Annotated in this window: 19 protein-coding genes; 16 read left to right on the plus strand and 3 right to left on the minus strand. The window is 37.9% G+C overall.

Features of this window, described 5'->3' with window-relative positions:
- Positions 1-9: 9 nt before the first annotated feature.
- The 6 genes from ilvC to LZ480_RS11685 all read left to right on the plus strand — a co-directional run bounded on the left by ilvC (position 10) and on the right by LZ480_RS11685 (position 6,522).
- Positions 10-1,023, plus strand: coding sequence for a ketol-acid reductoisomerase (gene ilvC, locus LZ480_RS11660; protein ID WP_241369618.1), 1,014 nt, complete (start codon positions 10-12; stop codon positions 1,021-1,023).
- 1 nt (position 1,024) lies between these two features.
- Positions 1,025-2,569: a 2-isopropylmalate synthase gene (locus LZ480_RS11665; RefSeq protein WP_241369619.1), complete on the plus strand. Its 1,545-nt coding sequence runs from the start codon at positions 1,025-1,027 to the stop codon at positions 2,567-2,569.
- 110 nt (positions 2,570-2,679) lie between these two features.
- Complete coding sequence (leuB, locus tag LZ480_RS11670; RefSeq protein ID WP_241369620.1) at positions 2,680-3,780, plus strand: 3-isopropylmalate dehydrogenase; 1,101 nt, start codon at positions 2,680-2,682, stop codon at positions 3,778-3,780.
- Between the two features lie 15 nt (positions 3,781-3,795).
- A complete protein-coding gene (leuC, locus tag LZ480_RS11675; protein WP_241369621.1) occupies positions 3,796-5,205 on the plus strand; it encodes a 3-isopropylmalate dehydratase large subunit in 1,410 nt (469 codons plus the stop codon).
- A gap of 11 nt (positions 5,206-5,216) precedes the next feature.
- A complete protein-coding gene (gene leuD / locus LZ480_RS11680; RefSeq protein ID WP_241369622.1) occupies positions 5,217-5,807 on the plus strand; it encodes a 3-isopropylmalate dehydratase small subunit in 591 nt (196 codons plus the stop codon).
- Between the two features lie 142 nt (positions 5,808-5,949).
- The gene (locus LZ480_RS11685) at positions 5,950-6,522 is read left to right on the plus strand and encodes an ABC transporter substrate-binding protein (RefSeq protein ID WP_241369623.1); all 573 of its coding nucleotides are present in this window, start codon (positions 5,950-5,952) and stop codon (positions 6,520-6,522) included.
- Positions 6,523-6,789: 267 nt separating this feature from the next.
- On the opposite strand, the gene LZ480_RS11690 is transcribed toward LZ480_RS11685, so the two are convergent.
- Positions 6,790-8,526, minus strand: a complete 1,737-nt coding sequence (locus tag LZ480_RS11690; RefSeq protein ID WP_241369624.1) for an ABC transporter ATP-binding protein — start codon at positions 8,524-8,526, stop codon at positions 6,790-6,792.
- A 153-nt stretch (positions 8,527-8,679) separates the two neighbouring features.
- Here LZ480_RS11690 and LZ480_RS11695 point away from each other — a divergent pair, with 153 nt between their 5' ends.
- From LZ480_RS11695 to LZ480_RS11710, 4 genes are all read left to right on the plus strand, one after another.
- Positions 8,680-10,083: an ABC transporter permease gene (locus tag LZ480_RS11695; protein WP_241369625.1), complete on the plus strand. Its 1,404-nt coding sequence runs from the start codon at positions 8,680-8,682 to the stop codon at positions 10,081-10,083.
- 13 nt (positions 10,084-10,096) lie between these two features.
- Entirely contained in the window at positions 10,097-11,593 is a 1,497-nt protein-coding gene (locus LZ480_RS11700) for an ABC transporter permease (RefSeq protein WP_241369626.1), read from the plus strand.
- 20 nt (positions 11,594-11,613) lie between these two features.
- Positions 11,614-13,428: an ABC transporter substrate-binding protein gene (locus LZ480_RS11705; RefSeq protein ID WP_241369627.1), complete on the plus strand. Its 1,815-nt coding sequence runs from the start codon at positions 11,614-11,616 to the stop codon at positions 13,426-13,428.
- A 255-nt stretch (positions 13,429-13,683) separates the two neighbouring features.
- Positions 13,684-15,501 (plus strand): S-layer homology domain-containing protein, encoded by a 1,818-nt coding sequence (locus LZ480_RS11710; protein WP_241369628.1) that lies wholly within the window; start codon positions 13,684-13,686, stop codon positions 15,499-15,501.
- Between the two features lie 213 nt (positions 15,502-15,714).
- Here the strand turns inward: LZ480_RS11710 and LZ480_RS11715 are convergent, their stop codons facing one another.
- Positions 15,715-16,029: an antibiotic biosynthesis monooxygenase gene (locus tag LZ480_RS11715; RefSeq protein WP_241369629.1), complete on the minus strand. Its 315-nt coding sequence runs from the start codon at positions 16,027-16,029 to the stop codon at positions 15,715-15,717.
- Positions 16,030-16,385: 356 nt separating this feature from the next.
- On the opposite strand from LZ480_RS11715, the gene LZ480_RS11720 reads away from it, so the two are divergent.
- The 4 genes from LZ480_RS11720 to LZ480_RS11735 all read left to right on the plus strand — a co-directional run bounded on the left by LZ480_RS11720 (position 16,386) and on the right by LZ480_RS11735 (position 20,093).
- Entirely contained in the window at positions 16,386-16,838 is a 453-nt protein-coding gene (locus LZ480_RS11720; protein ID WP_241369630.1) for a nucleoside deaminase, read from the plus strand.
- 246 nt (positions 16,839-17,084) lie between these two features.
- Entirely contained in the window at positions 17,085-17,588 is a 504-nt protein-coding gene (locus LZ480_RS11725) for an RNA polymerase sigma factor (protein WP_241369631.1), read from the plus strand.
- Complete coding sequence (locus LZ480_RS11730) at positions 17,581-18,453, plus strand: RsiV family protein (protein ID WP_241369632.1); 873 nt, start codon at positions 17,581-17,583, stop codon at positions 18,451-18,453. The genes LZ480_RS11725 and LZ480_RS11730 overlap by 8 nt, the downstream gene beginning before the upstream one ends.
- Before the next feature lie 287 nt (positions 18,454-18,740).
- Complete coding sequence (locus tag LZ480_RS11735; RefSeq protein WP_241369633.1) at positions 18,741-20,093, plus strand: TraB/GumN family protein; 1,353 nt, start codon at positions 18,741-18,743, stop codon at positions 20,091-20,093.
- A gap of 62 nt (positions 20,094-20,155) precedes the next feature.
- On the opposite strand, the gene LZ480_RS11740 is transcribed toward LZ480_RS11735, so the two are convergent.
- Positions 20,156-21,523, minus strand: a complete 1,368-nt coding sequence (locus LZ480_RS11740) for an FAD-binding oxidoreductase (protein WP_241369634.1) — start codon at positions 21,521-21,523, stop codon at positions 20,156-20,158.
- A gap of 174 nt (positions 21,524-21,697) precedes the next feature.
- Here LZ480_RS11740 and LZ480_RS11745 point away from each other — a divergent pair, with 174 nt between their 5' ends.
- The gene (locus LZ480_RS11745) at positions 21,698-22,213 is read left to right on the plus strand and encodes a sigma-70 family RNA polymerase sigma factor (RefSeq protein ID WP_241369635.1); all 516 of its coding nucleotides are present in this window, start codon (positions 21,698-21,700) and stop codon (positions 22,211-22,213) included.
- On the plus strand, positions 22,200-23,492 hold the full coding sequence (locus LZ480_RS11750) for a hypothetical protein (protein ID WP_241369636.1): 1,293 nt from the start codon (positions 22,200-22,202) through the stop codon (positions 23,490-23,492). Before LZ480_RS11745 ends, LZ480_RS11750 begins: the two co-directional genes overlap by 14 nt.
- The last annotated feature ends 52 nt before the right edge of the window (positions 23,493-23,544 follow it).

Consider the following 23,544-nt stretch of genomic DNA (forward strand, 5'->3'; position numbering starts at 1 on the left):
GAAATGAAAATGTCAAAAATGTATTATGAAAACGAAATCAACGAACAAGCACTACAAGGTAAAAAAATTGCAATCATCGGTTACGGTTCTCAAGGCCATGCTCATGCGCTTAACTTAAAAGAATCAGGCTTTAACGTAGTAGTAGGTGTACGCCCAGGTAAATCATTTGACCAAGCAAAAGAAGACGGTGTTGAAGTGAAAACAGTAGCAGAGGCAGCAGCTGAAGCAGATGTTATCCAAATCTTACTTCCAGACGAGCGCCAAAAAGCAGTATACGAAGCAGAAATCGCGCCACACTTAACAGCTGGTAAAGCATTAATGTTCGCACATGGATTTAATGTGCACTTTGATCAAATCCAACCACCAGCAGACGTTGACGTATTCCTAGTTGCGCCAAAAGGTCCTGGTCACTTAGTTCGTCGCCAATTCACTGAAGGTGCAGGCGTTCCTGGTTTATTCGCAATTCATCAAGATGCTACTGGTCAAGCTCGTGATTTAGCACTTGCTTACGGTAAAGGAATCGGATCAGCTCGTGGTGGATTACTTGAAACTACTTTCGCTGAAGAAACAGTAACTGACCTATTCGGTGAGCAAGCAGTACTTTGCGGTGGTACAACAGAATTAGTAAAAGCAGGTTTCGAGACATTAGTAGAAGCAGGCTATCAACCAGAATTAGCTTACTTCGAAACATTACACGAGCTTAAGTTAATCGTTGACTTAATGTTCGAAGGTGGTATGGCTACTATGCGTTACTCCATCTCAGATACAGCTGAGTGGGGAGACTATGTATCAGGTCCACGTATCATCGATGCTTCAGTAAAAGCTCGTATGAAAGACGTATTAACAGACATCCAAGACGGTACATTCGCGAAACGTTGGATCGAAGAAAACGAAACAGGTCGCCCAGAGTACACAAAATTCAAAGAAGCTGGTGCAAACCACCAAATCGAAGAAGTAGGCGAAAAATTACGTGCGATGATGCCATTCATTAACCAAGGAAAACAAAAGGTAACAGTGAAATAATATGCGAAAAATTGACATTTTTGATACAACATTGCGCGATGGGGAGCAATCGGCTGGTATTAATTTAAATACAGCAGAAAAGCTAGAAATCGCAAAGCAAATAGAGCGTTTAGGTGTCACAATTATTGAGGCGGGATTCCCTGCCTCATCTCCTGGTGATTTAGAGGCGGTATCTTTAATTGCCAAAACGGTGAAAAACTCAATCGTGACAGGCTTAGCACGTGCAGTTAAAGGTGATATCGATGCAGTTTGGGAAGCGATTAAACATGCGGAGCAACCACATGTCCACACATTTATTGCTACAAGCCCAATCCACATGGAATACAAACTAAAGAAAAATCCAGATGAAGTCGTAGAACAGGCAGTTGCAGCAGTAAAATATGCAAAAGAAAAATTCTCATTAGTGGAATTTTCTGCAGAGGATGCATTCCGTTCTGACAAGGAATTTTTAGTACGTATTTGCCAAGAAGTTATTAAAGCAGGAGCAACAACAATCAACATTCCAGATACAGTTGGTTATGCGTCCCCTGAAGAATACGGTGCATTATTCCGTTACCTACGTGAAAATGTGATCGGTTCTGAAAACATTAAGTTCTCAGCTCACTGCCATGACGATTTAGGGATGGCGGTAGCGAACTCGATTGCAGCCGTACAAAACGGTGCAGACCAAGTAGAATGTACAATTAACGGTATCGGTGAACGTGCCGGAAACGCCGCATTAGAAGAAATCGGTGTTGCACTTCATATCCGTAAAGACTTCTATGGTGTCGAAACAGGTTTGAACTTAAAAGAAATTAAACGTACATCACAATTGGTAAGCCGTTTAACGAATGTAGTCATTCAACCGAACAAAGCGGTTGTAGGTAAAAATGCATTTGCACATGAATCAGGCATTCACCAAGATGGCGTTCTGAAAAATCCTGAAACATACGAAATCATCTCACCAGCACTTGTAGGTGAAGACGAAGTGCCATTAGTTTTAGGGAAGCACTCTGGTCGTGCTGCATTCCGTGATCGTGCGGAAACAATGGGCTTCCAGTTATCAGACGAAAAACTAAACAAAGCATTCGCCGAGTTCAAAAAATTAGCGGATCGCAAAAAAGAAGTAACCGAAGAAGATTTGACAACGATTTTAACCGAACAACAAGTGTCAATCGAAAACGTGCCACTATTCGAGTTAAAATCAGTGCAAGTTCAATACGGTACTGAAAATATCCCAACAGCGACAGCATCCGTTGTAACGCCTGAGGGAGAAGTAAAAACACTTGCTGCTACAGGCTCTGGTTCAGTAGAAGCAATCTTCAACACATTAGAGCAATTAGTAAACGGTACAGTGAACATTTTAGATTACCGCGTAAAATCAGTAGGCAAAGGCCGCGACGCACTTGGTGAAGCTGTTGTTAACTTAAAATATAATGGATTCACATCAACAGGCCGCGACTCAGCACAAGACGTACTAGAAGCGTCAGCCAAAGCCTACCTAAATGCAATCAATCGTCAATTAATCCAACAGCGCGTTCGCGAGGAACAAGCTGTGATGAACTAATTGGTAAAATTTAAGTAAGTGCCCATTATTTTTGATACAAAACGAGCGCCATCAACTTGGTGGCGTTTCTACTACAAGTAATTTCACGTCGAAAGAAAGGTGTTTTTCAAATGGAAAAGAAAATTACAGTACTACCAGGTGATGGCATTGGTCCAGAAGTTGTTGCAAGTGCAGTAAAAGTATTACAAGTAATCGGGAAGCGTTTTAATCATACGTTTCATTTAGACTATGCGGCAATTGGTGGTGCAGCAATTGATCAATATAACAACCCACTTCCAGATGAAACAATTGCAAAATGTGAAGCGAGCGATGCGATTTTATTAGGCGCTGTTGGAGGTCCAAAATGGGATAACAATCCACCAGAATTGCGCCCAGAAAAAGGTTTGTTAAAAATTCGTAAGCACTTTGATTTGTTTGCCAATTTACGTCCTGTAAAAGCATTCCCAAGTTTACTTGCGTCTTCTCCATTAAAACGTGAAGTTGCGGAAAATGTTGACTTAATGATCGTCCGCGAATTAACAGGAGGGCTTTACTTTGGAGAGCCACGTAAAAAAACAGATGCAGGTGCTATTGATACATGTGTGTATTCCCGTGAAGAAATCGAGCGAATTGTAGAAAATGCTTTCGAATTAGCTCGCTTACGTCGCGGCAAACTTTGCTCGGTAGACAAAGCAAACGTACTTGATACTTCACGTTTATGGCGTGAGATTGTTGAAGAAAAGAAAAAGCAGTACCCAGATGTAGAAACAGAACATAATTTAGTGGATTCAGTAGCAATGAAGCTGATCACAAATCCTGGTCACTATGATGTCGTTGTGACAGAAAATTTATTCGGCGACATTTTAAGTGACGAAGCTTCTGTTATTACGGGTTCTTTAGGTGTATTACCTTCTGCTTCAATTCGCGGCGATAACTTTGGTCTTTATGAGCCAGTACATGGTTCAGCACCAGAAATCGCAGGCCAAGGTGTCGCAAACCCAGCTGCTACGATTCTTTCAGTGGCAATGTTATTACAATATTCATTTGGCTTAAAAGATGAAGCAGCAGAAATCGAACGTGCAGTTGCCGCAGTATTCGATGATGGCTACTATACAGCCGACTTAGCACAAGAACATACACGTTCACTTTCTACAAATGAATGGACAGAAAAAGTACTAAATGAAATCGACGCAAGCTTCGTTTCAGATAGCATTATGATTTCATATAACTAAGGAACGGTGAAAACTATGGGGAAAAATATAATTGAAAAAGTGTGGGAACAACATGTCGTACATCGTGAAGATGGCAAGCCAGATTTACTGTACATTGATTTACACTTAATTCATGAAGTAACAAGCCCGCAAGCGTTCGAGGGACTACGCTTAGCTGGCCGTAAAGTACGTCGCACAGACCTATGCTTTGCTACAATGGACCACAATGTACCAACAAAAAACCTACCAACAATTAACGATCCAATTGCGAAAAAGCAAATTATGACACTTGCTGAAAACGCAAAAGAGTTCGGAGTTGAACTTGCAGATATCGGTCACCCAGATCAAGGAATAGTACACGTTATTGGGCCAGAGCTAGGGCTTACGCAACCTGGTAAAACAATTGTTTGTGGTGATTCACATACAGCAACGCACGGCGCATTCGGTGCTATCGCATTCGGTATTGGTACTTCAGAGGTTGAGCACGTACTTTCAACACAAACATTATGGCAATTAAAGCCACCAACAATGGAAATCCGTGTTAACGGAGAGCTAGGTGTTGGCGTAACAGCAAAGGATATCATTTTAGCAATTATTGCGAAATGGGGCATCGGCGTTGGTACAGGGCATATTGTCGAGTACACTGGGGAAGCAATTCGCAAACTATCAATGGAAGAACGTATGACAATTTGTAATATGTCAATCGAAGCAGGTGCAAAAGCTGGTTTAATTTCACCAGACGAAACAACAGTAGAATTCCTACGTGGTCGTCGTCATGCTCCACAAGGCGAAACGTTTGAAGAAGCGACAAAATACTGGTTAAGCCTAGCTTCAGATGCAGATGCAACATATGATGTTGTCCTTGAAATCGAAGCGGATGAAATCGAACCAATCGTAACTTGGGGTACAAACCCAGCAATGGGCGTTGGCGTATCAAAAACGGTACCTACAGCGAGCGATTATGATAATGAAACAGACAAAGCAGCTTTAGATAAAGCACTTGCCTATATGGATTTACAAGCAGGTCAAAAAATTACCGATATCGAGATTCAGCACGTGTTTATTGGCTCTTGTACAAACTCACGCATTAACGACTTACGCGCAGCAGCCGAAATCGTCAATGGTGAAAAACTAGCACCAGGCGTGACGGGCATTGTTGTTCCAGGATCTTGGTCAACTAAAAAACAAGCAGAAGAAGAAGGCTTACACCAAATATTCATAGATGCAGGTTTTGAATGGCGCGAATCAGGCTGCTCGGCATGCTTAGGGATGAACGAAGACGTAATTCCTTATGGTGAGCGCTGTGCATCAACATCAAATCGTAATTTTGAAGGACGTCAAGGCGCGGGTGCTCGTACGCACTTAGTGTCACCAGCAATGGCTGCAGCTGCGGCTATTCACGGTCGTTTCGTAGACGTTCGTCAACTACAAAAGCAAGAGGCGTAAGGAGAGATTGTATGAAACCGATTAATATCGTGAACAGCATTTATGCGCCGCTAGATCGCAAAAATGTTGATACAGACCAAATTATTTCAAAAGAATTTTTAAAACGTATTGAGCGTACAGGCTTCGGTCAATTCGTATTTTTTCACTGGCGTTTTGATGCGAACGACAATCCAATCGAGGACTTCGTATTAAACAAACCAGCATACAAAGGTGCAGAAATTTTAGTTGCGCAAGATAATTTCGGCTGTGGTTCATCACGTGAGCACGCACCATGGGCTATTTTAGATTATGGTTTCCGTGTCGTTATTGCACCAAGCTTTGCGGATATTTTCCACAATAACTGCTTCAAAAACGGGATTTTACCGATCAAATTAATGGAAGCAGAGTGTGACGAATTACTTGAAAAAGGGATCGCAGAAGCACAAGCAATCGAAGTCAACCTTGAAGCACAAACAGTAACAACTGGCTACGGTAAAATGTATACATTTACAATTGACCCGTATTATAAAGAAATGTTACTAAATGGCTGGGATGAAATTTCGTTAACATTCAAATACGAAGAGCAAATCGCAGCATACGAGAAAAATCGTGTAGCATATTAAATGTTTAGACTAGGTTAAAAGCACAGGCTTTCAACCTAGTCTATTTTATTTTTACATAAATTGGTACGAGATAATATTGTTGCTTATAAAGATAAGTGGTATAATTTTACATAATTGTAAAGTTTAGATTAGGGGTGTTTTCGTGAAAAGTTTTTGGGGCATTATAGGGATTATTTTTGTGGTCTTACTGATTATTGGCTTTATTATGAGTTATTGGCTGTATATCGTAGGCGCCATAGCTGCATTTTACTTTGTGAAATGGTTGCTAAAGTTTAAGAAAGAACGACAATTGCAAAAGATTGAGCAAGAAGAGCGGAGACGGGAGTTAGAGCATCAATCCACTCTTGAGTACAAAATGAATCGACTATTAAAGCTTGCCAACTATAATACGAATAATCCGAATGTTCGTCATGCCTATCAAACGAAATCTGTATTGAATTTGCAGGATTATTGGCATCAGTACATAGATTTACGCGCAAAACTTTCATTGAATGATACGAATACATATCGTGAAGAAAGTGTAATTGATTTAATGTGCGATGAGCTGTTACAACGATTAGATAACGCTGAGTATGAAACAACGGATGTTATTAAGAAGGAATTTATTGAGTCTAATTTAACGCCTTTGTTAAAAGACGTAGTAGAAATTATGGATGGTATTAGCCCTGAAACATCGATTAACATTAATGCATATCAGCTGTTAAAAGCAAAGTAAGTGATAGAAAAACGGCATTTATTACACGCTCAACGCCCCGCGACCTAAACATACCATTTGTTTAGGTCATGGGGCTTTTTAATGTCCGTGATTTATGTGGAAGGAACATCCATTTTTCCCCTAGCTGCTCTTGCAGTGTATAAGGAGAAAACAATGATGCCTTGCCCATTCAAAATCGAAAAATGCTTTAAATGAATGTCGCTATTAATGAAATGAAACTATCAAAAAAAGATTCTCGGCGCAACATTTGCCGAGAATCTTCCTGTATTAAATCGCTACCCAATGCCCGTCAGAAACCTCAACAAGCTTCGTATTCTCTACATCAAAACGATTGGACAATAACTGTTCTTCAGTCATAACTTCACGTTTTTTTTGTTTTTCGATTGCTGGGTCTGGAATTGGGATTGAATTTAACAGCATTTTTGTATAAGGATGCTGTGGATTCGCATATAATTCTTCGCTTTCTGCTAGCTCCACAATTTTACCACCATACATCACAGCTACACGGTCACTAATATGTTTAACCATCGATAAATCATGCGCAATAAATAAGTAGGTCAATCCAAGGCGTTGCTGCAAATCTTTAAGTAAATCGACAACTTGCTTCTGAATCGATACATCAAGTGCAGATAATGGCTCATCACATACGATAAATTGAGGCTCAACTGCCAGTGCACGTGCAATGCCAATTCGCTGACGCTGACCACCACTAAATTCGTGTGGGTAACGTAGAGCATGTTCTTTATTCAAGCCAACAAGTTCGAGCAATTCCTCTACACGTGCGCGGCGCTGTTCCTTTGATGTTGTTAGCTTGTGTAAATCTAACGCCTCGCCAATTATATCAAGCACCTTTTTACGTGGGTTTAATGACGAATAAGGGTCTTGGAAAATAATTTGCATATGACGACGCATGCATTTTAATTCTTTTTTCGTTAAGCGGCTTACAGGAACCCCTTTATATAACACTTCACCATCTGTTGGCTCATGTAATTGAAGAAGCGTACGACCCGTAGTTGATTTACCAGAACCGGATTCTCCAACGAGACCTAAAGTTTCACCTGGATAAATTTGAAACGATAAATCGTCAACCGCTTTTAAGACATTGCCTTTCGCTAGTTCGAAATGCTTTGAAATATGCTTTACTTCAACAAGCGGTACATTAATATCAAGCTCCGGTGCTAAATTCGGCATCACTTTTGGTTCTTTCTTTTCATGCAGTTTTGGTAGTGCGTTCAGTAAGCGTTTTGTATATTCATGTTGAGGATTTTCGAAAATGTCTTCCGTTGTCCCTTGCTCGACCACTTCGCCCTCCTTCATAACAATAACGCGGTCACACATACCTGCTACAACACCTAAATCATGGGTAATTAAAATGATTGATGTCCCAAGACGTTGCTGCATTTGCTTCATTAATGAAAGAATTTGCGCTTGAATCGTAACATCGAGTGCAGTTGTTGGTTCGTCAGCTATGAGTAGGGAAGGATTACAAGCAAGTGCCATGGCAATCATTACGCGCTGTCGCATACCACCACTAAATTCATGTGGATATTGATTATATCGTTCTTCACTATTTTTAATTCCGACTAATTTTAATAGCTCAATTGTTTTGGTATGTGCTTCTTTTTTCGACAATCCTTGGTGCTTAATCAAGCCTTCTGCAATCTGTTCACCGATACGGATCGTTGGGTTCGTTGAAGTCATCGGATCTTGGAAAATCATACTAATATCTTTTCCGCGAATCGCTTCCATTTGCTTTTCGCTTTGCTGTACGAGATTTTTTCCTTGAAATTCAATTGTACCTGATTTCAAATACGAAGGCGGGGAAGGTAATAATCGCATAATCGAACGCGCAGTTACACTTTTACCACTTCCTGATTCGCCTACAATGCCGACTGTTTCGCCAGCATTCACATGAAAGCTTACACCTTTTACAGCTTCAAATTCTGACTCATTCGTAATAAAAGAAACACGTAAGTCCTTTACGTTTAGCAGTTTTTCACTCATTTTTTACTCATCCTTTAAAAAATTTTGAATATTTGATATTGACGAAACGTTGTTACTAATACATACTGTACTAAACAGGTAGGAATTATGCAATATAAAGTTTTGAACTATTCCGTATCATGTACATAAGAATAGTAGAAAGGGGTTGCACAGGTGAAAGTAGGGCAGATCTTGCATGATAGCTTTGAAAAAAACGCTTCACATAAAAGCTATTTCGTTGCCTATATTTTATTAGGCTTCATCGTGCATATTGTCACATATCTTCTATATATAAGTGGCGGTATGAAAACGAAAAACAGTAACAAAACTGTGGAAATCGAAAAGCAACTAGTTGATGATGGCCATGTACTTAGATGGACAAATGAATATGAAATACAAGAGCGAGCGAAAGCCACATTTTTTAAGCAGACAATTGATGACAAAAAAATCAAGATGCAAGCACAGCAACTAACGCTGCAAAAATTAGAACGAGTGATAGCTAAAGAGCTTGCAGCACAGGGGATAGAGCAAAATACGTATAGTTATTATTTTGGGCAACTATTAAAAAAACCACAGTTTTTATTCATTAGTTTTATACCTGGAATATTCATGTATGTACTACTTTTTATTTCTAGTAATCCATTTATTCGATTTATCTTTGAAAGAATCCTTCAAAGTATTTTCGTAATTTTAGGGGTTGCGACACTTGTTTTTACGATTTTGTACATTTCGCCATTCGATCCTGCTCGTAACTTACTCGGAGCAGAGGCAACGGCAGAGCAAGTTGCCAACTTTAATCGATTATATGGCTTAGATCAACCGTATTTGGTACAGCTATGGCATTCATTGTCTGGATTATTTACGTTTGATTTAGGAACATCATTTGCTGGGAAAGAAGATGTAACGCAGAGTATTTTAAATAAATTCCCGGTAACGTTGGAAATCGCGCTATTCTCGTTATTAATGGCGGTAGCAATTGCGATACCAGTAGGGATTATTTCAGCGGTACGTCCCAATTCATTTGTAGACTATGTATTTATGTTGATTGCATTAATCGGTCTTTCGATTCCAAGCTTCTGGCAAGGGTTAATTTTCATTTTAACGTTCAGTTTAGAACTAAAATGGTTTCCAGCTACTTACAATCCAAACAACTGGATGTCGCTCGTTTTACCGATTGTCGTACTAGGAACTTCAATTACAGCTTCCATTGCACGTATGACACGTTCGAGTATGCTGGAAGTAATTCATGAAGATTATATTATTACTGCAAAGGCAAAAGGATTGTCAGGGCGTAAAGTCATAACCAAACATGCGATTCGCAATGCGATGATTCCGATTATTACGGTAATTGGTTTATTATTCGGTGGGATGCTAGGCGGAGCGTCTGTAACAGAAAAGGTATTTAATATTAGCGGTCTTGGTAGTTATATAGTAGATAAGCAATTCATTCCTGATATTCCTGCTATTTTAGGTGGGGTTGTTTACATTGCAATTACTATTTCAATCGTCAATATGCTTATAGATATTTTATACGCATTCTTTGATCCACGTATTCGTTCAAAAATGAAGAAGTCATAGGAGAGGGTAATAGGTGAAATTCATTTCTGATGTAAAACTGCTATTGAAAATCACACAAGAATATGTAAATGCACAGTTTACCATTGCTTTTTCGGCGATTTTTTCAATGTTGTTTTTACTTTATAGTTTTAATTTTAATGAACAAAATTGGCGACCAATTGTGTTAATATTTTTCGCCATATATGGAGTAACAACGCTTTATGTCGCCATTCTAGCATTATTGATAAAGAAGGATTTGGCTGCTCATAGTGAAATTTCGAAGCGAACTAGATTGTTAGGAATCCCACTAATTTTAACGATTCTCGTAGGTAATGTGTTTGCGGCAGGCTTTGGCTTTATGCTCGCAACGAAAAATAAAACAGTGGAATATACATTTATCGTTTATGCATTTAATACACAAATTTTTCTATTATTGATTTCAAGTTTAAATATTTTTAAACCGTATGTTGTTGATACGTTTTTAGTGGCGATGGGGGCGTTTATTGCGCTAGCGGTGGTGTTTTTAGTCGTAGCGATTTTAGTTGCACGCCAAGTGACACCAATAACTGCACCTAAATGGATGTTTTGGCTTGGGGTTGTGCTACTTATCCCAGTTATTACGGGAAATTTCTTCTCCCTACTGGCGGGCATTACATTAATTCGCAAGGCACGCAATGCGGATCCATCTGCCGTTGAAAAATGGCAAAAAATGTGGGATAAAATTTTGCGCAATACGATGGCATTATTCGGCTTATTTTTCATTGTCTTTATGTTTAGCTTATCCGTTATTAGCCGCTGGACTTTTGACTATGATTTTGCAGTGGAAAATAACTACAGTGCGCTATTATTAACGCCGACATTGGAATTTCCATTAGGTACAGATAACTTCGGGCGTGACTTGTTTTCAAGGATTGTGTTCGGGGCGCAAATTTCACTAATTGTTGGTTTTTGTGCCACAGTCATTCCCGCCTTAATTGGTGGCGCGCTTGGTGCAATTTCGGGGTATTATGGAAAAAATACGGACAATATCATTATGCGCGCATTGGATATTTTATATGCGATTCCTGGTATTTTATTAGCCATTGCGATTATTGCAGCATTTGGTGCGAATACAACGAACTTAATCATCGCATTAAGTGTCGGCGCAATCCCGACTTATGCAAGGACGATGCGTGCAAACGTCATGCAAATTTCCAACTATGAATTTGTAGAATCTGCTCGTGCTTTAGGTGCAAGTGACGGTGCGATCATATTCAAGCATATTGTTCCGAATGCACTTGCTCCAATGATTGTTAAAGCAACATTAACTATTGGTGGCGCTGTTATTTCTACAAGTAGTTTAAGTTTCCTTGGGCTTGGGATTGAACCTCATATTCCAGAGTGGGGCAATATTTTAAAAGTCGGTAGCACATACCTTGAGTCACAATCTTATTTAGCCATTTTCCCAGGGTTATGTATTATGCTACTTGTTTTATCATTTAACTTTTTCGGTGATGGCTTGCGTGATGCACTTGACCCGAAATCTAATTAACTTTTTGGAGGAATTTACTTATGAACAAGAAATTATTTACGTTAGCTTCAACTGCAACAGTTGCAGCGGTGGCATTAGCAGGTTGTGTAGAAACAAAATCGGATGTAAAAGAAAATGATGGCAATACAACGGAAACAGCAAGCGCAAAACCATCAATTGAATTACTAGGGATGGCTTCTTCAGAGCAAGATATGAACATTGTACGTGACCAATTAGTGAAGAATGGCTTTGATGTTAAATTAAACATTCAACCAGATTATGGCTCGTTCAAAGCTCAACAAGATGCCGGAAATTTTGATGTTTCGATATCAGGTTGGACTACAGTAACAGGTAACCCTGACTATGCAGTACGTGGTTTATTTAAAACAGGTGGCGACTATAGCAATACTTCAGATGAAACGGTTGATAAATTAATTGATGAAGCAAGTACATTAACAGGTGACGAAGCAAAAGAAAAGTATAAAGAGCTAGAACAAGCGTTAGTATTCGACAATGCTTATATCGCACCATTATATATATCTCAAAAATTCCAAGGGATATACAAAGCAGAAGTAAATCCAGATACAGTGCGTTTACCGAAATCACGCGCACAAGCTTGGGAAACAATCTCATTCAATGATGAAGGGAAAAATGATAGTGAGACGTTAAATTTACACCAAGCGTTAGCATCATTAACTTCACTTGACCCTGTAAAAGGAAACGACGGCTCGATAAACACATTAAATACAAATATGTATGTACGATTAGTAAATTTATCAGATACAGATGAAGTTGTTTCAGAGGGTTCATTATCATATGATCATGTAGCTGCTGAAAATAACGAAGAATACTATTTTGTATTACGAGATGACATCAACTTTGCAAAAGTAGAAGGTGAAAAAGCAGTAGATACGGGTGATTTAGTATCGGCAGAGGATGTCGTGTTTTCATTAAACCGTGCAAAGGATAAAGAATCGGTACCAGATCACCGAACTTATTCAATTCACGAAAACATTGATACAGTAGAAATCGTATCAGATATTACAGCATTAGAATCAGTGAAAACGGCTGACGGTAAATCTGTGTTAGAAGAGCTTTCTGATAAATTACCTGCAGCGATTTCAGAAATCGTAACAGATGAAAAAGCAGTAGATAACGCAGCTGGGAAATACCAAGTGGTAAAACTAACAACGCCAAAACCATTCCCACAAGTATTAAACTATTTAGCGCATCAATCTGGTGGTATTGTGTCAGAAGCAGCCGTAACAGCAGTCAATACGTTTGACGTAGCAAGCTATGATCCTAATAAGGATATCGCTTACGGTGACCAATCAACAGTGACAGAAGGCGCAACGTATGCCAATCATTTAGCAGCATCAGGTCCATACATTTTAGTAAAGAAAAATGACTATGAAGCAAAATTCGTAAAAAACCCTGCTTACCAAGTAGGTACTGAAAATGAACCGAAAATTAATAACATTTCAGTTCGCTTCATCCAAGACAACGACAGTGCACTTTCAGCATTACGTAACGGTGAAATCCACGTGTTACAATCAGTGCCAGAAACAAAAACAGATGTAGTAGAAGGGGATTCAAATTTACAATTGAAAACAGCGGACAGCAACGCAGTATCTTACTTATTATTTAACACAACTGGCCGTGAAACTTCAAAATCAGCTGATTTACGTAAAGCCGTTCTTTACTCAATCAACCAAGATGAATTCATCAGCTACTACCAAGGAAAGAAAAAACCAGCCGTATCAACAGTTTCTCCTTTAGTAGACACAGGTCTTAAATTAGAAGCAGATGCAGCAAAAGTAAAAGAATTCTTAAACGCATATAACGAATCTAAGTAATTTCTTAAAAGCCGAAGCCACGATTGATCGTGAGCTTCGGTTTTTTGGTGAGATAAAAGTTATATTTATCTTGGAAATTTGTAACCAACATCGTGTTGGCTCCCCGTATTGTAGCAGAACGCATTCTATGAAAATAAATCTCTCCCATCATATGGTGGAGAATCAAATATACATAAAATAAGGAAAATCAAACAACCAATGCTAATTTCATGTTACACTACTGTTACGATTGAAATTCTAGAAAGGTTGATTGACATGAATAACAAAAAATCAGCATTTTTACTATCAATAGCCGCAATTCCAGCTGCCGTGACATTTGTAAGTAATGATGTGTCTGCCAACAATACATATGACTGGACCCAAATTCAAGAAGTTATCAAATTAATCGATAAAATCGACCCGACAAGCACTACATATAATTACTATTTGACAGAAGCGTACAATGCATATTATCGCCTGTCAGAATATGAGCGCCAATATGTTTCGAATTCTTCTCGCTTATTTAATTATTATAATAATACAGACTCTAATGGTAATTATATACAAAATAGTTTAGATGTCTTTATTAAAAAAATGAATTCGATTTCGATTAGTAAATCTTCATTTTTACGTGATGTAAAAGAAGCGAATCGTTATTATGATGCCTTATCCGCAGCACAAAAGGCGGGGCTTTCACAATACTATGTGAAGCAGCTTACTACATATAATACAAATATTGCTAAAATGACAGAGGTGGAAAATAGCTTCAATGCGCTCGATGTAATGGATGCTAACTATGTGGACAATTATTTAGCTGCGTTACGCGACTACAATAGGCTCGATTATAGCTATCGTAAGCTAATCGAAACAGTAGTAAACAAAAAGATAGAGCAATACAATCAATACCATAGCGCAGATTATAATCGTTCCATTGCACAGCAGGTTATTACAGCTATATCCAAATTGACGACTTCATCAAATGGAGCGGATGTTGTGAAAGTTCGCGCCTTATATAACGGGCTAACAACCATCCAAAAAAGCTATATCTCGAACTATCGCGACCTGCAATATATCGAGGATGTACAAAAGAATATCGAAAATGGCTGGAATCCCGACTATGAAAATGAAGATGAAGAGGATATCCCAAAAGACGAGATTTCTGTCATTGAAAGTGGAACTACCTACACGGTTTATTTGCCAGTTGCAAAAATGAAAAAGCATTCCTCTACTACGATTAAAGTGTCTGATACAATCACGCTGTCGATTCCAAAGTCAGCCATTCCTGAATCAAATAAAAGTGCCGTAGTCGTGATAACAATTGACGATTATGAGGATTATGGATTAAATTTTAATGCAACAATGTACGATAAGGAACTTGAATTTTCAACGTATATCGATATTATTGTCAAAGGCTTGAGCGCAAGCGATACGATTTTAAAAGTGGCAGAAAACGGGGATACTGTGGCCGCGCCATTTAAACGTGCATCACAGCAACATACGATTAAAACAAAGACATCAAATGAATATGTCGTTGAAAATGTGGAGCCGCACTTTTATGATATCGCCAAAGAACCACTCCAATACGAAATTATGCAATTAGCAAAGCGTAAAATTGTATCGGGCTTAGAAGAAAATTATTACAAGCCTAAAGCAAACGTAACGATTGCACAATACGCAGTGATGATTAGCCGCGCGATGGATTTAACGACATCGGACCATGCTACATATAGCGACATTCGCGGGAAATGGTTTGAAGATGCCATTGAATCACTTATTGCAGCCAATATTTTAGACAGCAATTCAGGCAGCAATTTTTACCCAAATCAAATCGTGACACGAAAGCAAGCGGCACAAATGTCCATTCGAATGTTAGAGCATGCAGGAGTTGCCATTACTGAACCTAACTATTCAGCCGTGGCGTTCAAAGATTTTAAACAAATGACAGGAACTGAACGTTATTATGCGGCAGTTGCTAATGAATTAGGAATTTTCGGTGGGAAAGCAGATGGTCGCTTTGATCCAAACGGTCAATTAACACGCTCTCAAATGGCAAAAGTTTTATACCGTACACTACAAATTGCTAAAATGATGTAAAGAATGACAGAGATATCAGAATACAACATTTGACAAATGACTTGCGTCTAACCTAGCATTAGAAAACCTGCTAAGTGGGGGAACCAATTTGTTTTAGCAAAGTTATATTTACATCAAAAAACTTAAAACATGAGATAAACTAAAAAGATGTTCGGAAATTGGTACACACCATTTCTGAACATCTTTTTTATTTGCGTTGATTCGATAGGGTTGTTATTTAGCTAACACCCCAGCAATTTCAGAAATGACGACACGATTTGAAATAACAGGAGACTCACCGCTACCGCTAGCTTGACGGCTGTGTATCGCTTTGAAGTCATCCGAAATTCTCCAAGATTCAAATTGCTCCAATGTATCCCAGTAGCTCATAATATTCATTTCATCGTGATCTTCAGGTTGTGTACAAACATTTACTTCCACTTTGTTGAAGCCATCCCAATTTAATAATGATTTACTAGCTATAAATGCGGGTGCCATTTTGTGACCGAAGCCCTTTTTTACACAAATACGGTTTGTAACTGTGAACATATTTCCAGCTCTCCTTTATTATTTTTATTTGATAATGATAATCAGTTGATAATAAAACATAGATTAATTGAGAATACAATATCTTGTTTTAAAGGTTTGTTTATCGTTATTGATTACTGACAATCATTATCATTTAAATAAAATGAAATTTATTATTGATAATGAGAATCAATAAGCTATAAATTAGTATTAATTATATGAAAAAATGGAAGTGTTTATGCACGGCGATGCTGACAATGGCACTAGCAGCATTGGATTTACTTAATTATTGTTTTGAAAAGGTAATAAATATATCATATGCATTATAGGAATACGCACAAATGTTTGCTAAAATTAAGTAGTAAGGGGGCGTTTAAATGAATTCATTTATGGAACGAGCAATCGAGCTAGCAATTGCAAATGTTAAAGAAGGTGGCCAGCCTTTTGGCGCGGTGCTAGTGAAGGACGATCAAATTATTACAGAAGGTGTAAATGAGTTACATATCGTACATGACATTAGTGGGCATGCTGAGTTACTTGCAATTCGCCGTGCACAGCAACAATTAAACACGAATGATTTAACAGGCTTTACGATGTATGCAAGTGGTGAACCGTGCCCAATGTGCTTAGCCGCGATGTATTTTGCAAATGTGAAAGATATTTACTTCGCAGAATCAGTAGAGCAAGCAGCGAAAGTCGGTCTTAGTAAATCTAAATTTATTTATAACGAATTAAAACAAGATAAACATGACCGTTCAATGATGATAAAGCAGCTACCAATTGAAGAAAAATCAATCAGCCCGATGCAAATCTGGAAAGATAATCAATAATACACGACTACTATGCATTTTTGATGTATAGTAGTTTTTTTTGTGGGTAGAAATGTATAAATCTTCGAATACAGTCCACATCAGAAAAGCGAATTGACATGATTAGCCGTGAAATATATTCTTCTAAACTAGTGTTATACGAAGCGGATCAGACCCTTTTAACAAAATTTAAAAATTATTTAAACTTTTTCCTCTACCTTAACCGTCTATTAAGTGTAGATAAAAGAAAAGAAAGGGTCCTACAAGATGAATTCACACATAGAACAGCTATTTATTAACTATGTACGGGACAACAAAAACCAGCTTTACATACTGGCATATAGCTATGTAAAAAATGAGCAAGATGCACTCGATGTCGTTCAAGATAGTATTCAAAAAGGTTGGACGGCGTTAGATACTCTTGAAAATCAACACCAAATAAAAAGCTGGTTATATAAAATTGTTGTGCGTACAGCCATAGATTTTTTACGTAAAATGAAACGCATTCAAGTTACAGAAGACGATACTTTGAATTACTTAAGTGAACAACAGCAAGATGCCTATCGTAATGTTGATTTGGAAAGTGCACTGGAAAATTTACCTTTTTCATTGAAGCAAATAATTATTCTCCGATTTTTTGAAGACTTAAAGCTAGAAGATGTAGCTAATATTTTAGATATTCCATTGAGTACAGCGAAATCTAGACTTTATAAAGCGTTAAAGCTTTTAAAAATTGATATGGAAGATGAGGAGAAAATACATCATGGATAAAAAACTAAGGGATTTAAAAAAGCAGTATCAAAATATTTCAATACCTAAAGAGTTAGATGATGTTGTTGAGCAAGCATTGCAACGCAAAAAGAAAAAACAATGGAAACCACAATGGTTCTTCACATTAGCAGCAGCGTCTGTTTTGCTCTTTACAATTTCAATAAATACCAACTCAGTTTTTGCTAAAAATATGGCGAACATCCCGATCATCAATTCAATTGTAGAAGTACTCACATTTTCAAAAATAGAAGATCATCAAGGCAATCATGAAGCATCGATTGAAATCCCAAAAATTACAGGGGATTCAGAGGAAATTGCCGCGCTCAATGCCCAGTATGCTGCAGAGGGTAGAGAAATTTATGAGCAATACTTGGAATTTTCTGCGGAAATGGATAAGGACGGCCATTTTGGTGTAGAAAGCGGATATCAAGTGTTAACAGATAATGAACAAATCTTGTCCTTTGCACGCTATGTTGTAGAAATGGTAGGTTCATCATCAACTATAATGCGCTATACAACGATTGATAAAGCACAGCAAATTGCGATTACATTGCAAGGTCTATTTAGAGATGAACGCTATGTTGAGACAATTAGCAGCTACATTGTAGAGCAAATGAAGCTAGAGATGGAACAATCGAAAGGTGAGAAAGTTTACTGGGTAGCGACAGGGAAAGAAGATGATGCACTCTTTGAAAATTTCGAAAAGATTCAAAAAGAGCAAAACTTCTATATTACAAATGATGGCAAGCTTGTCATCTCTTTTGATAAATATGAAGTTGCGCCAGGCTATATGGGCATTGTAGACTTTGAAATCCCAACCGAACTTATTCAGCCTTTACTCGTAAGCAATACGTATATTAAATAATTGCTTGAAAATTACAGCAAAATATAGCTTTGGATTTGGGAAATAGTTAAACGGTCACTAATTTTAAGCACACGAAAAAGTACAATTTTTATGCAAAGAGAAATTGTACTTTTTTTAGAACGACGTTTAAATAAAGATACTCTTTGTTATACTCAACACTTGGAGATGAGCTAATAAATGTATAAATAACCCAATAATTTAACAAGGAATACAATATTTTCTAATTTATTTATGTTATAATTGTTTTTGTTCTATGCATATTTATATATTTGTAAGGGGATGAACTCATGAATAAATTAACAAAAACAGCTTTTGCAACAACAATAGGGGCATCGTTACTATTAACGTCCGTAGTGCCGTTAGTAAAAGCAGAACAATTAATGCCGAGCATTAGCGATTGGGCAATTGAAACGTTAAATGAAGGGGAAAAATACGGGATTTTCCCACTTGAATGGTATTATGAAGATTTTCAAACTGCCATTTCTCAAGAGCGATTAAATACATTATTACAATTAACAGAAGAGAAAATAGCCTCTCTTGAATTAGAAAAAAATGCGCAATTCAAACCAGCTGTAGTAAAAGGTAATAATACGCGTGGTGATATTGTTAATCGTTTATATAATATTGCTGCTCAGTATAATATTGGTTCAGGGAAAGACCCAGTTACAGATTTGCAGCAACGTAATGTATTGCGTGGATCTGGAACAGGGCTGATGCTTGAAGAGAAGGCAACAACACAGCAGGCTGTCATTTTTGCCATTCGTTTAATTCAGAATGTTTATGAGCAAGCAAACGCTGGAGCCAAGGGAGTTGCTTGGGTAGTAGCGGACGAAGATACGACAGTTTATTTATTAGGCTCGATTCATCTAGGCGTGCCAGATATGTATCCAATGCATAAAAAGCTAACAAATGCCTTTAATGAATCACAAGGTTTATTTGTAGAAGCGAATATCGTAGATCCAGAAGGTATGGAATACTATATGGAAAAAGCGATATATGAAGAAGGCAAATCTATAAAAGACGATATTAGTGAAGAAGCGTATGCCAAGCTACAAGAAGTTGCTGAGCTGCTAGAGATGCCAATCGAAGAACTGGAAACAATGAAGCCATGGTTAATTACTAATAATTTTTCAACATTAGCGATGGATGGAGCATTTGGTTTATCGGTTGAGGAAATGGCAATGCATGGAATCGATATGCAGTTTTTACTAAAGGCTTATTTACAGCAAAAGCCGATTTATGAGCTAGAGGGTGTCAATGCACAGGTTGATATGTTTGATGGATTATCAAAAGAAGCACAAGAAGAATCTCTAGTTGGTGTGCTTGATAGCATTTTAGAGCCAGTAGAACAAACGGATGAAGACATTGCATTACTGTCAGAATGGTTTATGAACTGGAAAGTTGGAGATGTTGATAAATTCGCGAAGAGCTTAACTGAAGTCGAAGGCGATGAATCAGAATATAATAAAATGCTATTCGGTAAACGTGACGAAAACATGGCGAATTCGATTGTGGAAGTCCTTAAAAATGAACCAGGTAAATTCTTTGTCGTTGTTGGGGCAGGACATTTCTTAGTCGATAAAAATATTCGCTACCATTTAGAGCAAGCTGGATATAGTGTAACACCATTTTACGAATAACATTTCTCCATTGTAACAAGCTCCAAAGCATGATATTAACTATGCTTTGGAGCTTTTGTGATTTAAATAAGTTTATATGGGTTCAATATATTTTTTGGGTCAAGTGCATGCTTGATTGCTTTCATTGCTGCAAGTGCATTGCCATGCTCTTGTTGCTGATATTCCATTTTTCCAACACCAACTCCATGTTCGCCAGTACAAGTACCCCCGATAGACAAAGCATATTCTACAATTTTTTTATTGTATTGCTTCGCTCGTGTAACCTCATCTGCATGATTCAAATCAATCATTATTAACGCATGGAAGTTGCCATCGCCTACATGGCCAGTCAGCCCTCCAATTAAACCGCTCACTTCTAACTCTTTGCGCGCAAACTCAATCGCATTTGCTAATTCGTTAATTGGCACACAAACATCGGTAGACATAAGCTTTTTACCGGGATTGGCATGAATAAATGCGTACGCTAAATTATGGCGTGCATTCCATAATTGATTACGGGCGGCGGTGTCCGATTCAAATTGTATATGGGAACAACCAAAATCTTGTAAAATTTCCGTAGCAAATTCTATATCCTGTTGTAAACCAGCTTCATTGCCGTGAAATTCTAAAAATAATGTAGGCTGTTCTGGATAATCTGTTTCACTATATTGATTTACCATACGGATTGATGCAGGGTCTACCAACTCAACACGACCAATTGGAATCCCTGCATGTTTTATTGCAGTAACAGCTTGCACCGCAATATTGGTTGAAGAAAATACTGCACGGCCAGCCACTTCATGTTCTGGAATACCATATACACGCAAGGTAAGCTCTGTAATACAGCCTAATATTCCTTCTGATCCAACAAACAAGCCATTCAAATGCAAACCTGACGAAGATTTAGCAGCCGAATTACCTGTATGAATAATGTCGCCATTCGCCAAAACAACCTCTAAATCACGCACTTGATCGCGCATAACCCCATAACGTACCGCCGTCGTACCACTAGCATTTGTAGCAGCCATTCCACCTAATGAAGCATCTGCGCCAGGGTCAACTGAGAAAAATAAGCCATGCTTTTTAAGCGCTTGATTTAGTTGAGAGCGAGTGACACCAGGTTGTACTTTTACGAGTAAATTTTCAGGTTCAATGGCTAAAATCGCATTCATTTCATTAAAATCAATAGAAATACCACCATTGTATGGAATGATATGACCTTCCAAACTCGAACCGCGTCCAAATGGAATGACGGGAACTTCATACGTATTTGCTATTTTTAAAATGTCACTAACCTCTTGTGTTGAGCGAGGAAAAACAACTAAATCTGGTAATGCGGGTACGTGATAGGATTCGTCTTGTCCATGTTGAGCACGAATAATGTCATTATCAGAAACTTGTTCAGGCGTTAAGAAAGCAAGTAACTCAACTTTTATTTGTTCATAATGCATAACATTGCCCCCAATAATCGTAATGTACGTCAACAATAACGAAATTTCTTGAAATTGTAAATGTGTTTCTGAATTTTCTTGATATTAAGGATTGTATATTTATTGAAATAATAATAAAATTTTCAACCATCATACATTTCGCCTCGTTATACTAAATAGAAGGGAGTGAAAACCGTGAATGAACAGCAGCTCGACTTACTAATGAAACAACATAGTGCGCAACTTCTGCGCATTGCCTATTATTACACGAAAAATTTACATACAGCTGAAGACATTGTGCAGGATGTGTTTATAAAGTTTTATCATTTGAGGCAGCCCATAGATCCGACAATAACCGAACGATATTTAATAAAAATGACAGTCAATAAAGCGAAGGACTATTTAAAAAGCTGGCATTATCAGCGACTCGTTTTTCAAGAAAAATGGCTGTCTTTAAAAACTTCTCAACAGGATGCACTCATCGTGCGTGATGAGGAACAGCTAATAAGTGATGCGGTACTAAACTTACCAATGAAAGAGCGAGAAATTGTTGCGTATTACTATCTAGAAGGGTTGACGTTAAAGGCAATTTCGGAGCTTCTTCAAATTAATGAAAATACATTAAAATCACGGCTAGTAAAAGCAAGAAAGCTATTAAGAGTGCAATTACAAGAAGTGGAATGGGAGGTGTTAAAGGATGACACGTTATAAATTAAAACAAGTAAAGCAAACTGATGAAATCGAACAGCGTATACGACAAAAGGTGCAGCAGCAAATTAGCCAACCAAAGCGACAACGCAATTTTCTTATTCCGATATTAACGATCGTCGTAAGTACAGCCCTTATCTTTTTACTCATTCAGCTATTAACACCGATTGACACACGACACAATACAGCAAGCAAGCCAACCTTAATGAATATTTTTCACGAAATAGAAGGAGATGGCGTCACCTATAATCAAAATTATATGGCTTTCGATATGCAGCATATAAGAACACTTAAATATTATAAAGAAGTTCCATATACCGAATTTTTACAAAAGACCAACGTGAGTACAATTGATATTCCTACACCATTTCAAGTAAAGGATGGCAACGTAATTGCAGTCAATGATGGGTATTTTACCGAACTTCAATTCCATTTTCCACACGAAGAAGAGTTTATCAATATTTCGATGTCAAGAACATACTTTGAACCAATCGATTATGACACGCTTGCTGCAACACCAGCAGATGCTTACGGAACACCGATTGAGCTAGAGCGCTTAAATCCTTCGACAACACTAGTAAAAAAATTTTTAGAGGGTAATGGGGGATTAGTGTACACGTATTATTCTTATGATGAAGAGAATAATAGCGTTCATTTGACAGCGACGACTGCTAATGAATTTTATACGATTGCAGATGGCTATATTTATTACATCGGATTTAGTGAAAATAGCTCGTTATCAAAAACACAAATGACGGAATTCGTGAAAACTTTTATTGAACACAATGAATTTAAAACGCTAGAATTCGAACAAGCAACATATGAAGCTTCATGGCTTACTCGTGGTGGAAAAACAATGCTCATTTGTTTAGTAATCGCGATTGTCAGTTTAGTGGGTGTGCCGCTACTCATACAGAAACGTTCGCAAAAGGTACAAAAAATGGTATGGTCACTCGTATGGATTGTCATTCAAACGCCAATTTTGACATGGCTTATTGGTTTTTCCGTAGGCACGTTGTATCGTGACGGTTTTGCCGCTATTGGTATGATGTTGATCACATTCCCATCATTACTGATTCTCGGGATACTAATCATCATTTTTGCAAACAAAAACCGAATAACATGGCTGGTCATCCTGCATGTTCTTACATTTGTCTTTGCTTTTAGTACGTCGATATGGAACGAAATCGGTCATAATACAGAAAATGATGCAGCAATGTATGATTTCCCTGTACCGAACTCAACCGAACTCGACTCGACAAAAACCATCAGTCATGAATAGAGTTGAGATCAGGTAAGTTGCATTTCTCACCCGTATTAAAAAACGTAACCGC

This window comes from Solibacillus palustris, assembly GCF_022549215.1.
Classification (GTDB): Bacteria; Bacillota; Bacilli; order Bacillales_A; family Planococcaceae; genus Solibacillus; species Solibacillus daqui.